The sequence below is a fragment of the Segatella copri genome (assembly GCF_019249795.2).
In the GTDB taxonomy this organism is placed as follows: Bacteria; Bacteroidota; Bacteroidia; order Bacteroidales; family Bacteroidaceae; genus Prevotella; species Prevotella copri_B.
The window spans coordinates 1,027,821-1,042,137 of sequence record NZ_CP156891.1; the positions used below are offsets into that span (position 1 = coordinate 1,027,821).

Below are 14,317 nucleotides of genomic sequence, written 5' to 3' on the forward strand. Positions count from 1 at the left end.
CTCTATCAGCACTTCTGGATAGCTTCCAGCATCTCGTTATCTACATCCATATCGGTGAAAACCTCCAGGAGCATCGGGCGCTCGCTCTCGGCATGAATCAATTGGCTGATGCCCTGTTCCATCTCTTCCATCGTATGAGCTGCGAGATATTTTACCTCATTCTGACTACAGATTCCTTCAGCCGTTGCATGATGCTTTGCCATTATCATTTCTTCACGAGCCTGACTCTCCTTTAACCCCTGGAACTTGCCAAAGATGGCACCGCCACCATTATTGAGCACGATGATACGGAGCTTGCCGTTCAGATTTCTATTCCAGAGCGCATTCTGGTCATAAAAGAAACTCAGGTCGCCGAGAACGCAGTATACATGCTTATCAGACTTGTTCTTGCACATAGAGAAACCTACAGCCGTAGAAAGAGAACCTTCTATGCCGTTCACTCCACGATTGCAGTAAACATGGCGGTCGGCATACAGATTCATCAACCGGATGGCAGAACTGTTGCCGGAGATGACGCTGCTCATCAGACCAGGAAGGAATGTATCGAATTTGCGGTCATAGATACCATCGTCCTGAGCATCTTTACCGCCTAAGGTGAACGCTTTGAAATCCTGAGGCTCAACCTTCTGAAGCTGGCTGAAGAATTCCTTTACGGTAGCCAGACTGCTGAACTCAGGCTTGAAGTTCTCTTTGCGTTCATAGCTTTTAGCCAACGCATCCATCCACAATTTGCGATAATCCTCCCACTGGTTGTGCCAGCCAAAATTATCCAACCATGACATAGCATCACTGTTTGGCAAATCCATCACTTTAGTAAGATGCATGAACGTATCTTCGATATCAGCCTCTTGCGAGATTCTTATCTGCTCAACTCCTTTAAGCGAACGCAGATAAGATTTCAGCTTCTTGCTTACAATATGCCCACCAATATAAACCACCAGGTCAGGACGGAATCTTTCATCATCCTTTATTTCATCCAGCAAATTCTCGAAAGCGCCATACAAGGTGGTCTTATTCCAATCTTCTCCCAGTTCTTCCTGAACCTTATATAGATAAGGTGGCATTGCCAGAGATTCCCATAATATAGGCATCCGGTCAATATAAGCCAACAAGTCTACATATTTTTCGGTATTGTCCAACTGGCCTATTACCACCAATGGACGTTTGGCTTTTAACACACATTCAAAAGGGGTCCCATCAAATGTGTCAATATTTGCCCTGCAGTAAGCAACCTCTATCTTGCGCTCTACGGGCAAAATTTCTTTCGTAAACGAATAGAAAGGCTCAGAGATAGGTACATTGATGTGTACAGGTCCCTTTACCCGCCCCATGCTTTTTAACAGCGCTTCGTTGACCAGCCGGTTGCAATACCAATGCATCTCTTCCTGCTGCTCACCTGCGAACACTTCTGGCAGAGATACCGATTTTCTTACCATCTGCCCCAAAGCATCAGGCTGAGGAAGCGTCTGACCATCCAGCTGGTTGATCCACTGTGCCGGTCTGTCGGCAGAAATCACTATGAGCGGGATTTGCTGATAATAAGCCTCAGCTACTGCCGGATAAAGATTGAGCAATGCAGAACCCGAAGTCACACACACTACAACAGGCTGATAACCTTCAGCCATAGAAAGTCCAAGAGCTTGGAAGCCGGCGCTACGTTCGTCGGTTACAGGATAGCAAGTGATGTCTTCACACTCATTGAGATTATGAACTATGGCTGCATCTCTGCTGCCCGGACACACCACAGCATGGCGAACACCATGCGCTACCAGTAAACTTGTCAAAATATTGACGTTTTCTTTATTGCTATACATTTCACCTTATTTTTCAGGTTATTTTTATGTTTTCAGATTCTTGAAGAGCCTTTGTCTTTTAGCATTATAAAATCAGAATGAATCCCTATCATTTTCTCTGCAAGACCTTTACAGGACCGACAGGATGGTCTGCATCTTAGCTTCAGTTTCCTTCCACTCCTTCTCCATCTCGCTTTCCTTCAGCAATCCGCCTCCGGCATAGAGTTCGCAGGAACCATCATCCAGGATGTTCATGCAGCGCAGGGAAACATAGAGATGCGTCTTTCCTTTCGGCGAAATCGGTCCCACAAAACCACTGTAGTATTTGCGCGACTGATGTTCATGCTGCAAGATAAACCGGCGAGCTTCATCCTTCGGTATTCCGCAGACGGCAGGCGTAGGATATAAGGCATCGAGCACATCGCCCAAACGCCCCGTATCATGCAGACGGAAAGCGATGTCGGTACGGAGATGATAGAGATTGGCAGCCATCGTGGTATAAGGTCCCTTCTTCTGATATTCATCCGAAAAGGCCTTGATACAATCCTCGATATAATCGGTTACATACTGCTGTTCCTCTCTGTTCTTCTCCGACCATTCTATCCCTTCTACCGGATAATCGGCTATGGTCTTGGAAGGTTCAGCCTTTTGGGTGCCTGCCAGCGACATGGTTGCCATCTGATTCTGTTCACCTTTGAGCAGAATTTCAGGTGTAGCCATCAGCCATAAACCCGATTGGGGTGTATAAACCAAGGCTACAAAAAGACGGGGATACATCCGGCAGGTCTTCAGAAACAGAGCCTTTAAAGAGTCTGCATCCTGCACAACTGAAGCATTGGCTGTATTCTGCACATCTGAAGTCTTGCCGGCATCTTGCGCTGCTGAAGTATGGACTGATTCTAAAGGCTGCCGATTGCTCTGAATACGCAGTTTTCTTGCCAGAACAATCTTGCTGAATTTACCTTCAGAGAGCTGCCGGTGAAAGCATTCAAACTCCCTTGTATAGGCTTCAAAATTACGTCCCGACGTAGATTCTGCTACGTCACGACGTAAATCCTGCAGCGTCACGACGTAGGAAGTGCCGCATCGCGATGCATTTTCAGCCCCCTCGGCAGAAATCAGTTTGCTTTCATCCGGATGCATCAACACCACGGGACATTCGCTGGATGGCGCGAAAGGAGCTATCACGAAACCTTCCTTGCCATTCAGTTCTGCCACAGAAGAGAGTACCTCAGGTTCGCCCTCATGCTGAGCCACATAGATAGCATGGTGCAGATAAGGCAGACGATAATACGCAAAAGCTATCATACCTTTGTTTCTGCCCCCTTTTTCTGATTATCTTTCTTTGGGGTGAACACATAGTTGGTTACCTGTACGGTACAGATTACCTCACCAGCCGTATTCTTGATATCCACCTGCCAGGTATGCAAGGTTCTGCCCTTGTGCACAATCTTGGCAAAGGCAGTAACCGTATCGCCCTCGCTGACCGCCTGGACATGAGTACCGCTCACGTTGATGCCCACGGCAATCTGTCCCGGACAGAGCGCCAGGGAACCAATACCCGCCACATTCTCGGCAAGAGCCAGAGAAGCACCTCCACTCAAGAAACCGAAAGGTTGGCGATTACGCTCATCTACCTTCATCGTTGCCTGAAGCGTATCAGGCTCAGGGGTAGAAATGAAATGCATTCCGAGCGTCTTGGATAATCCATCAGTCTTGCTGATTCTTTTTACTAATTCATCTATGTTCATCTTATTATCTCCTATTTTTCGTATTTTGTTATTGATTCAGAGCTATTCGTTTTCTCTTCGCTCCAAAGTATGTTTCTGATAAACTCAACGCAAAGGTAAGACTTTCTTTAGAGAAAACAAAATTTATCGCACTTTTTATTTGATGAAGGGCAAACTTTACATACCTTTTCCTTTCTTTAATAATAAAAAACATAAAAAACGGCATATAGTTCAGATTTATTTTGTATTTTTGCACCAAAAATAAGAAAATAAAAGATATATCTGAATAGAATATGAACATTTTAGAGCTAAGCGAACAGGAAATCGTTCGCAGACAGAGTCTTCAGACATTGCGCGAGATGGGTATCGACCCATACCCAGCAGCAGAGTTTCCAACCAATGCATTCAGCACAGATATCAAAGCTGAATTCAAGGACGAGGACGAGCCACGCCAGGTAGTTATCGCCGGACGTATGATGGGTCGCCGCGTAATGGGTAAAGCTAGCTTCGCTGAGTTGCAGGACTCAAAGGGAAGAATCCAGGTTTATATCGCCCGCGACGAGATTTGTCCAGACGAGAACAAGGACCTTTATAATACTGTTTTCAAGAAACTCCTCGATATCGGTGACTTCATCGGTGTAAAGGGTTTCGTATTCCGCACACAGACTGGCGAGATTTCTGTTCACGCCAAGGAACTGTGCCTGCTCTCTAAGAGCTTGAAGCCACTCCCTATCGTGAAGTATAAGGATGGCGTGGCTTACGACAAGTTCGATGATCCAGAGTTGCGTTACCGCCAGCGCTACGTTGACCTCATCGTTAATGATGGCGTAAAGGATACTTTCCTGCAGCGTGCTACCGTACTCCGCACACTCCGCAGCGTACTCGACAACGCAGGTTATACTGAGGTAGAGACTCCTACCCTGCAGAGCATTGCCGGTGGTGCTTCTGCCCGCCCATTCATCACCCACTTCAATGCGCTCGATCAGGATATGTACATGCGTATCGCTACCGAGCTCTATCTGAAGCGCCTCATTGTAGGTGGTTTCGAGGGTGTTTATGAAATCGGCAAGAACTTCCGCAACGAGGGTATGGACCGCAACCACAACCCTGAGTTTACCTGTATGGAGCTTTATGTTCAGTACAAGGACTACAACTGGATGATGGCTTTCACAGAGAAGTTGCTCGAAACGATTTGTATCGCAGTAAACGGCAAGCCAGAGCGCGAGATTGATGGCAACATCATCAGCTTCAAGGCTCCATATCGCCGTCTGCCTATCCTCGATGCCATCAAGGAAAAGACCGGTTTCGACTGCAACGGCAAGACCGAGGAAGAGATCCGCGCATTCTGCAAGGAGAAGGGCATGGATGTAGATGAGACCATGGGTAAGGGTAAGTTGATTGACGAGCTCTTCGGTGAGTTCTGCGAGGGAACCTTCCTCCAGCCGACCTTCATCACCGACTATCCTGTAGAGATGTCTCCATTGACCAAGATGCACCGTTCTAAGCCAGGCTTGACCGAGCGTTTCGAGTTGATGGTAAACGGTAAGGAGCTTGCCAATGCATACTCTGAGCTCAACGACCCAATTGACCAGGAAGAGCGTTTCATCGACCAGATGAAGCTTGCTGACAAGGGTGATGACGAGGCAATGATTATCGATCAGGACTTCCTCCGTTCCCTCCAGTACGGTATGCCTCCAACATCAGGTATCGGTATCGGTATCGACCGCTTGGTCATGTTGATGACAGGCAAGACCTTCATCCAAGAGGTATTGTTCTTCCCACAGATGAAGCCAGAGAAGAAGATGCCACAGAGCACCATCAAGGAATGGGCAGAGATTGGCGTGCCAGAGAATTGGGCATACGTGCTCCGCAAGGCAGGCTTCAACCTCATCTCTGATATCCGTGAAGAAAAAGCACAAGGCTTGCAGCAGAAGATTGGAGAAATCAACAAGAAGTACAAGCTCGGCTACGAGAAGCCTTCTGTTGACAATATCCAGGGCTGGATTAATGCAGCAAATGCTTAATTGATAATGCATAATTAATTATAAATTCATTCGAAGTGTTCAACTGCGGTAAAATAGCGATAATTGGCGGCGGTAGCTGGGCTACGGCAATAGCCAAGATTGTGGTGGGTCATACTCATCACATAGGCTGGTATATGCGTCGCGATGACCGCATCGAGGACTTCAAGCGCATGGGGCACAACCCTGCCTATCTGATGTCGGCACGATTCAATGTAGATGAGATTTTCTTCTCTTCCGACATCAACAAGATAGTGCAGAATTACGATACCCTCGTGTTCGTCACCCCGTCGCCTTATCTGAAGAATCATCTCAAAAAACTCAAGACGCGACTAAGCGACAAGTTCATCATCACAGCCATCAAAGGTATTGTGCCTGATGAAAACCTCGTTTGCTCAGAGTATTTCCATCAGGTTTACGATGTGCCTTACGAGAACCTCGCCTGCATCGGAGGTCCTTCTCATGCCGAGGAAGTGGCACTGGAGCGACTGAGCTATCTCACCGTGGGCTGTAGCGATACCGAAAAGGCGCATGCCTTCGCCAACGATTGTCTGGCGAGTGAATTCATCAAGACCAAGACTTCGAGCGATGTCATCGGTATCGAATATTCTTCGGTTCTGAAGAACGTATACGCCATCGCAGCAGGTATCTGTGGCGGTCTGAAGTATGGTGACAACTTCCAGGCGGTACTCATGTCAAATGCCGTTCAGGAGATGCACCGCTTCCTGACAGCCGTCCACCCTATCGACCGAAGCATGTACGACTCAGTTTATCTGGGCGACTTGCTTGTAACAGGTTACAGCAACTTTTCCCGCAACCGCACCTTCGGAACCATGATAGGCAAGGGCTACAGCGTGAAGAGTGCGCAGATAGAGATGGAGATGATTGCAGAAGGATATTTCGGCACCAAGTGTATGAAGGAAATCAATCGCCACATGCACGTCAACATGCCGATTCTCGATGCTGTATATAATATATTGTACGAGCGCATCAGTCCGCAAATCGAAATCAAGCTCTTGACCGACTCGTTCAGATAGACACATCCTATCCTTCGATTTCGGCAGAAGAGTTTGTCTTCAAGTAGTAACATTAACACATTCATTTAGATATTAAAAGAAAAATGAAAAGTATCAGCTTAAACATTACAAAGGCTGCATCATTCCTTGCAGAAGATGCAGTAAAGGCTTACGAGCCTAAGGTTAAGGCCGCTCAGGAAGCTCTTGAGAACGGCACTTGTGAAGGTAACGATTTCTTGGGATGGTTGCATTTGCCATCTTCTATCACTCCTGAGTTCCTCAATGAGATTCAGGCTGTTGCCAATACTTTGCGCGAAAAGTGTGAGGTAGTTGTTGTAGCAGGTATCGGTGGTAGCTACCTCGGTGCACGCGCCGTTATCGAAGGCCTCGGCAACTCTTTCGCTTGGCTCGTAAACGACAAGAAGAACCCTACTATCCTCTTCGCAGGTAACAATATCGGTGAGGACTACCTCTTCGAGTTGACTTCTTTCTTGAAGGACAAGAAGTTTGGTGTCATCAATATCTCTAAGTCTGGTACCACTACTGAGACTGCTCTCGCTTTCCGTCTTTTAAAGAAGCAATGCGAGGATCAGCGCGGTAAAGAAGAGGCTAAGGATGTTATCGTAGCTGTAACCGACGCCAAGAAGGGTGCAGCACGTACTTGTGCTGACAAGGAAGGTTACAAGAGCTTCATCATCCCTGATAATGTAGGTGGCCGCTTCTCTGTTTTGACCCCAGTAGGTTTGTTGCCTATCGCAGTAGCAGGTTTCGATGTAAAGCAGCTCGTAGCTGGTGCGGCTGACATGGAGAAGGCTTGCGGCAAGGACGTAGCTTTCGAGGAGAATCCTGCAGCTATCTATGCAGCTACACGTCAGGCTCTCTATACTCAGGCAGGCAAGAAGATTGAGATTGTATGCAACTTCCAGCCTAAACTTCACTACTTCGCTGAGTGGTGGAAGCAGCTCTATGGTGAGAGCGAGGGTAAGGACCAGAAGGGTATCTTCCCAGCAGCTTGCGACTTCACTACCGACCTTCACTCTATGGGCCAGTGGATTCAGCAGGGCGAGCGCTCTATCTTCGAGACTGTTATCAGCGTAGAGACTCCTAACGAGAAGTTGCTCTTCCCTCACGATGATGAGAACCTCGACGGTTTGAACTTCCTCGAGGGCAAGCGTGTTGACGAGGTGAATAAGATGGCAGAGCTCGGTACACGTCTGGCTCACGTTGACGGTGGTGTTCCTAACATCCTGGTTAACGTACCAGAGTTGAACGCTTACTACCTCGGTCAGCTGATCTACTTCTTCGAGAAGGCTTGCGGTATCAGCGGTCTCTTGGAAGAGGTGAACCCATTCAACCAGCCTGGTGTTGAGGCATACAAGAAGAATATGTTCGCATTGCTCAACAAGCCAGGTTATGAGGCAGAGAGCAAAGCTATCCAGGAGCGCTTGAAGAATGAATAATGTGTAGTGTTTAATGTTTAGTTGAGGCATACGCCATGCAAAGCATTAAACACTAAACATTAAACACAAAACATTAAATAATTGATGAAGGAAATTATTTTTAAATATATGAAAGAACACGGTTTTGGGGAATTCAACCCTAAAGCCGTGCTTTTTGATATGGACGGCGTGCTGTACAACAGTATGCCAAATCATGCTGTGGCATGGCAGGAATCGATGAAACAGTTTGATATCCACATGACTGCAGCCGATGCTTATGCCACCGAAGGAGCCCGAGGCATTGACACCATCCAGATGATGGTGAAGAAGCAGAAGGGCATCGACATCACGCTGGACGAAGCACAGAAGATGTATGATGTGAAGACCGAAATATTCCACTCGATGCCTACTGCCGAAATATTTCCTGGCGTAAAGGAAATCATGCAGAAGGTTAAAGATGCCGGCATGCAGGTAGGAGTGGTAACAGGAAGCGGACAGCGCCCGCTCATCATGCGACTGCTCAACGACTTCGGCGATTTTCTGGATGAAGCACATATCGTAACCGCCTATGATGTAAAGCGCGGCAAACCAAATCCTGCCCCATATCTCATGGGATTACAGAAGGCAGGAAACCTGAAACCCTGGGAAGGCATCGTGGTAGAGAATGCTCCTTTGGGCGTCCGTGCCGGCGTGGCAGCCAACATTTTTACGGTAGCAATTAACAGCGGTCCGCTACCAGATGAAGAATTATCCAATAAGGGTTGCAATCTACTCTATCACCAGATGACTGAATTCTGTGATGACTTTGAAAACCTGGTTGCTAAGGCTTAATCCGGTTCACCCACAGATATTCTGATTTATTCAATAAAAAGACATCATTAAAAACATATAATGACATGAATAGAAAAGTAGCTTTAATTACAGGTATTACAGGCCAGGATGGTTCATACTTGGCTGAATTATTGTTGGAAAAAGGGTATGATGTTCACGGAACTATCCGCCGATCATCTACCGACTACCGCGAAAGAATTGCTCATTTGGAGGGTACACCTAACTTCCATCTTCACTATGCTGACCTCGGTGACTCTATGAGTATCATCCAGGTAATGAACAAGGTGAAACCTACAGAGGTTTACAACCTTGCGGCTCAGAGCCACGTACAGGTGAGCTTCGACTCCCCTGAGTTTACAGCAGATGTAGATGCTACCGGTGTGCTCCGTATTCTGGAGGCTATCCGCCAATGCGGTTTGGAGAAGACCTGCCGCATGTATCAGGCTTCAACATCTGAGCTCTACGGTAAGGTAGAAGAGGTTCCTCAGAACGAGAACACTCCATTCCACCCTTATTCTCCATACGCTGTTGCCAAGCAGTATGGTTTCTGGATTGTCAAGGAGTATCGTGAGGCTTATGATATGTTCTGCTGCTCTGGTATCCTCTTCAATCATGAAAGTGAGCGCCGTGGTGAGACTTTCGTAACCCGCAAGATTACTTTGGCTGCAGCCCGCATCAAGCAGGGCAAGCAAGACAAGCTCTATCTCGGTAACCTGGATTCGCTCCGCGACTGGGGTTATGCCAAGGATTATGTAGAGTGTATGTGGCTGATTCTCCAGGCTGAGAAGCCAGAAGACTTCGTGATTGCAACAGGTAAGCAGCATTCTGTTCGTGAGTTCGCCCAGCTGGCGTTCCACTATGTAGGAATCGAACTGAAATGGGAAGGCAAGGATGAGAACGAGAAGGGTATCTGCGTTGAGGGTCCTGAGGAACTCATCGGCAAGACACTCGTTGAGGTTTCTCCTGATTTCTACCGTCCTACCGACGTGGTGAACCTTTGGGGTGACCCAACAAAGGCTAAAGCTAAGCTCAACTGGAATCCTAACACCACCTCTTTCGAGGATCTCGTAAAGATCATGGTAGAGAGCGATATGGCTAAGGTAGCTGCTGAGGATGCCGGTCAGAAGGTTCGCTGCAATCTTGCAGAATATCTTGAGAAAGGTATTGTAAAGTAACTATTGATAGTTTATAGTAAATAAACAATGTTATCAAAAGATTCTAAAATTTATATAGCAGGACACCACGGACTCGTGGGTTCTGCTATCTGGAATAACCTCAAGAAGAGAGGTTATAACAACCTGGTAGGTCGTTCTCACAAAGAACTCGACTTGACCGACCAGTATGCAGTAGAGAAGTTCTTTGATGAGGAAAAGCCTGATGCAGTAGTATTGGCTGCTGCCTTCGTAGGCGGTATCATGGCGAATTCATTGTATCGTGCAGACTTCATCATGCAGAACATGAAGATGCAATGCAACGTAATCAGCAACGCTTATTCTCATGGCGTGAAGAAGCTCCTCTTCCTGGGCTCTACCTGCATCTATCCTAAGAATGCACCGCAGCCTATGAGCGAAGATGTGCTCCTTACTTCTCCGCTGGAATATACCAACGAGGAATATGCCATCGCCAAGATTGCCGGACTGAAGATGTGCGAGAGCTACAACCTTCAGTATGGTACCAACTATATCGCTGTGATGCCAACCAACCTCTATGGCCCTAACGATAACTTCCATCTGGAGAACAGCCACGTAATGCCTGCGATGATGCGCAAGATTTATCTTGCCAAACTCATCCACGATGGCGACTGGCACAGCATCGAGGTGGATATGAACAAGCGCCCTATCAACCCTACTGATAAGCTCCGCGAAATCATCGGCGAGGGTAACGTAGACGGCAGCAACTCTCACGAGCGCATTCTGAAGGCGCTGGAGTTCTATGGCATCTACGACAACAAGGTAGTGCTTTGGGGAACAGGCAAACCATTGCGTGAATTCCTCTGGAGCGAGGATATGGCAGATGCCAGCGTTCACGTGCTACTGAATGTAGATTTCAAGGACATCATCGGTATCGAGAAGTACAGTTCTGTATTCTATGGTGCCAAGGTAGATGGTGCTGTGGATAGAAACAACTCTGAGGGCCGTGGTGGCGCTATCCCTTCTCTCGGTGAGATTCGCAACTGCCACATCAACGTGGGTACCGGCAAGGAGCTCACCATCCGTGAACTTTCGGAGCTTGTAGTAAAGGCAGTAGGTTTCGAAGGCGAGGTAGAGTTTGACGCCAGCAAGCCAGATGGAACCATGCGCAAGCTCATCTCTGTAGATAAGCTCCACAGCCTCGGCTGGACGCATAAGGTAGAGATTGAGGATGGTGTGAAGAAACTCTTCGACTGGTATCAGGAGAGTCTGAAAGGCTAATAAAGAATATCGACTATGGATACAGAACAACTTTCTATGACCAAGAAAACCCTTGTGGGAGTACAGTTTCTGTTTGTGGCTTTCGGTGCAACGGTTCTGGTGCCTCTTCTAATAGGCATCGATCCGGCAACGGCTCTCTTCACCGCTGGTGTAGGAACCTTTCTTTTTCACTTTATCACCAAGGGCAAGGTGCCTATTTTCCTGGGCAGTTCCTTCGCCTTTATCGCCCCTATCATCGCTGCAACCAAGCAATGGGGACTGCCGGGAACAATCGCCGGACTAACCAGCGTTTCTCTGGTGTATTTCGCCATGAGCGCCCTAGTGAAATGGCAGGGCAAGAAACTGCTGGACAGGATTTTTCCTCCGGTAGTCATCGGTCCCGCCATCATCCTCATCGGTCTCTCCCTTTCGGGCAGCGCTGTGGATATGGCAAAGACCAACTGGATTCTCTCCTTTGCATCGCTCATCACCGCTATCCTGGTGCTTACCTTCTGCAAGGGCTTGATGAAGCTGGTTCCTATCATTTCGGGGGTTATCGTGGGCTATGTCATCGCCATCTGCATGGGCGAGGTAGATTTCTCGGGCGTGGCAGCGGCATCATGGTTCTCCTGTCCTGTATCCTTCGATACCATCACCCATTTCTCCTGGGCTCCATTCCTCTATATGTTGCCCGTGGCAATAGCTCCGGTGCTGGAGCATATCGGCGATGTATATGTGGTGAGTGCCGTAGCCAAGAAGGATTTCGTGGCAGATCCGGGATTGCATCGCACGATGTTGGGCGATGGACTGGCATGTCTCTGTTCAGCCTTTCTGGGCGGACCTCCTGAGACCACTTATTCAGAGGTAACAGGTGCGATGTCTATCACCAAGGTAACGAGTCCTGCCGTGATTCGCATATCCGCAGCCACCGCTATCTGTTTCTCCATCGTGGGCAAGTTGAGTGCTTTGTTACAGAGCATTCCTCAGGCGGTTTTAGGTGGCATCATGCTGCTGCTTTTTGGAACCATCGCAAGTGTGGGCGTTCAGAATCTGATGCAGAACAAGGTAGACATGAATGAAACCCGCAATGTTATCATCATCTCTGTGATGCTGACGATGGGCTTGGGTGGCGCCGTTCTCTCATCCGGTTCCTTCGCCATTTCCGGCATCGGTCTTTCCGCCGTCATCGGCGTAGTTCTCAACCTCGTTCTTCCTAAGACGAAGAAGAAAGAGGCATAAATAAGGAAAAAGCTTTGAAAACGAGATTGTTTTCAAAGCTTTTTCTTTTTTATTAGAACAAAAAGAGGGGTAAAACAAGGATTTTAACCTACTAAAACAGTTCTTTCAACTAAGAAAAAAAAGCATTTATACCTAGATAAAATCTCCGTTCATAGACGTTGAATGTCCGTTCAAAGACGTTGAACCGCCGTTCAAAGACACTGAACCGCCATTCAACGTCTATGAACGGAGATTTCAATAGGGTTAAAGAACATTTTATCCTATAATCAACCAAGACTTTTCCTGAGATTAACACATTATTAATACAGAAAGAAGGAAGAAAGGAGATAAGAGAGATGAAGAAAAGACGTTGTTTCTATCTTGAACTAAACCGATTATACTAGAAAAGCGTGCAAGCTACATCTCTGTCGCCTGCACGCATCCTCTTTTTATTTAATCGCGCTATGATATATAATAGCTTTTTACAATCTCGCTCCGAATCTTGCGCTTGGCAATGGAGCGGTAAAGTAATAGTTCTGGTCGTTATTCTTATCCAGGAAATTCACCTGCTTCATACCGAAGAAAGGCAGACCACTAGGGAAGAGCGGAGTAAAATCGGTTACACCACCAGAGAGAGCAGGACTGTTATCCTGATACTCGAAATTCCAAGTCTTATCGAATGCCAATGGAGCACCATTCTCCACTTTATCAATCTCGCAGTTGATATTCATCTTGTCGCTCTGAGTGAAACTCTTGAAGAGAGGGTTGAACTGACCAGCCACGCTGCTCTTGATATCAGTATCAAACCAGATGCCCAAAGCTGCATCCTTCGCCATCTGCTCTACTCCTGTCTCTGTAGATGCAAAGTAGTAGTTTGGAGTAAGACGGCTGTGCTCCATATCAGCACCATCCTTCTTTGGCTGCTTCAGGCCGAAACGTGAATCATAGATGAGGTTGTTCACAAAGATTGGCTTCGCAGCCTTCTCTACCCATACAGAACCACCCTTCTTGTTCTTGGCACGGCGCCATCCGCAATTAACTACAGTATTGTTGTAAGCAGTCATCTCGGTAAGCGGAATCACCTCACTATTGCCGGCATTAGAGAGTTTGAAGGCGTTGGTGCAGGCGTTGTAGATGATGGTGTTGGCTACATCGAGCTTGCAACCCGCCTTTACGTTGATAGCCTCGCCGCCATCGGCTGCATTTCCGCTATCAGCAAATATATTATTGATAATCAAGCCGTTACCACCAGTAAAGTAAGTCTGGTCGTTGTAGTTATCGTGGAAGAAACTGTTTGCCATCACGAACTTACCATTCACATTACAGAAGTGGAAGGCTGGCACACCACCATCAATGGTAGTCTTGAAAAGCTTGTTCTGGAAAGAAGCAGAACTCTCGGTAGGAGTAGCTCCGGCATAGGCCACATCCACGTGGTTGAGTACCACTTCTTCTGAATTGTAGCCACAGATGATGCCGCCCCAATCGGCTGGTTTCTTGGTATCAGAAGTGATGGTAACTGGCTTCTCGGCGGTTCCCAGACAATAGAGATTGCCCAATACCACGATTTCTACCGGTACCTGAACCTCTGATTTGCAGGTAACAGTTACGCCCGGCTCGATGTAGAGCGATGTTCCTACAGGAATCTCCACGCTCTCGCTGAGGGTAGTATCCTTGCTCCAAACCAGAGAGCCTTTAGGATATTCTGCCACCTTAGTTGTAATGACATCTTTAGAACCCTGGTTCTGGTTGCCATCACTTCCATTAGCGCCATTATTCACGTAATCGTATGGATTTATATTATCGTTCTCGCAAGATGTGGAGAACATTGCAGCTGCTGCCATCATAAGCATGCAAGCTAAAGTATTTATCTTTTTCATTT

General features: G+C 47.3%; 11 protein-coding genes. 7 read left to right on the forward strand and 4 right to left on the reverse strand.

The window, feature by feature from the left end; all coding sequences use genetic code 11:
- Positions 1-5: 5 nt before the first annotated feature.
- The 3 genes from menD to KUA48_RS04745 all read right to left on the reverse strand — a co-directional run bounded on the left by menD (position 6) and on the right by KUA48_RS04745 (position 3,544).
- The gene (gene menD / locus KUA48_RS04735) at positions 6-1,814 is read right to left on the reverse strand and encodes a 2-succinyl-5-enolpyruvyl-6-hydroxy-3-cyclohexene-1-carboxylic-acid synthase (RefSeq protein ID WP_218433442.1); all 1,809 of its coding nucleotides are present in this window, start codon (positions 1,812-1,814) and stop codon (positions 6-8) included.
- A gap of 108 nt (positions 1,815-1,922) precedes the next feature.
- On the reverse strand, positions 1,923-3,101 hold the full coding sequence (locus tag KUA48_RS04740; RefSeq protein WP_153072721.1) for a chorismate-binding protein: 1,179 nt from the start codon (positions 3,099-3,101) through the stop codon (positions 1,923-1,925).
- A complete protein-coding gene (locus tag KUA48_RS04745) occupies positions 3,098-3,544 on the reverse strand; it encodes a PaaI family thioesterase (RefSeq protein WP_118255541.1) in 447 nt (148 codons plus the stop codon). The genes KUA48_RS04740 and KUA48_RS04745 overlap by 4 nt, the downstream gene beginning before the upstream one ends.
- 272 nt (positions 3,545-3,816) lie before the next feature.
- On the opposite strand from KUA48_RS04745, the gene lysS reads away from it, so the two are divergent.
- The 7 genes from lysS to KUA48_RS04780 all read left to right on the forward strand — a co-directional run bounded on the left by lysS (position 3,817) and on the right by KUA48_RS04780 (position 12,459).
- The gene (gene lysS / locus KUA48_RS04750; protein ID WP_118255542.1) at positions 3,817-5,547 is read left to right on the forward strand and encodes a lysine--tRNA ligase; all 1,731 of its coding nucleotides are present in this window, start codon (positions 3,817-3,819) and stop codon (positions 5,545-5,547) included.
- 35 nt (positions 5,548-5,582) lie between these two features.
- Positions 5,583-6,581 carry an NAD(P)H-dependent glycerol-3-phosphate dehydrogenase gene (locus KUA48_RS04755; protein ID WP_118255543.1) on the forward strand — a complete coding sequence of 333 codons (999 nt, stop codon included), beginning with the start codon at positions 5,583-5,585 and terminating at the stop codon, positions 6,579-6,581.
- Between the two features lie 83 nt (positions 6,582-6,664).
- Complete coding sequence (locus tag KUA48_RS04760) at positions 6,665-8,020, forward strand: glucose-6-phosphate isomerase (RefSeq protein WP_118255544.1); 1,356 nt, start codon at positions 6,665-6,667, stop codon at positions 8,018-8,020.
- Between the two features lie 84 nt (positions 8,021-8,104).
- Positions 8,105-8,830, forward strand: coding sequence for an HAD family phosphatase (locus KUA48_RS04765; protein WP_217755476.1), 726 nt, complete (start codon positions 8,105-8,107; stop codon positions 8,828-8,830).
- 65 nt (positions 8,831-8,895) lie between these two features.
- Positions 8,896-10,005, forward strand: coding sequence for a GDP-mannose 4,6-dehydratase (gene gmd / locus KUA48_RS04770; RefSeq protein ID WP_022121697.1), 1,110 nt, complete (start codon positions 8,896-8,898; stop codon positions 10,003-10,005).
- A 27-nt stretch (positions 10,006-10,032) separates the two neighbouring features.
- Positions 10,033-11,241: a GDP-L-fucose synthase gene (locus tag KUA48_RS04775; RefSeq protein WP_118085489.1), complete on the forward strand. Its 1,209-nt coding sequence runs from the start codon at positions 10,033-10,035 to the stop codon at positions 11,239-11,241.
- A 15-nt stretch (positions 11,242-11,256) separates the two neighbouring features.
- Positions 11,257-12,459 (forward strand): uracil-xanthine permease family protein, encoded by a 1,203-nt coding sequence (locus tag KUA48_RS04780; protein WP_217755475.1) that lies wholly within the window; start codon positions 11,257-11,259, stop codon positions 12,457-12,459.
- A 461-nt stretch (positions 12,460-12,920) separates the two neighbouring features.
- On the opposite strand, the gene KUA48_RS04785 is transcribed toward KUA48_RS04780, so the two are convergent.
- Positions 12,921-14,315, reverse strand: coding sequence for a hypothetical protein (locus tag KUA48_RS04785; RefSeq protein WP_218433443.1), 1,395 nt, complete (start codon positions 14,313-14,315; stop codon positions 12,921-12,923).
- Positions 14,316-14,317 lie beyond the last annotated feature (2 nt).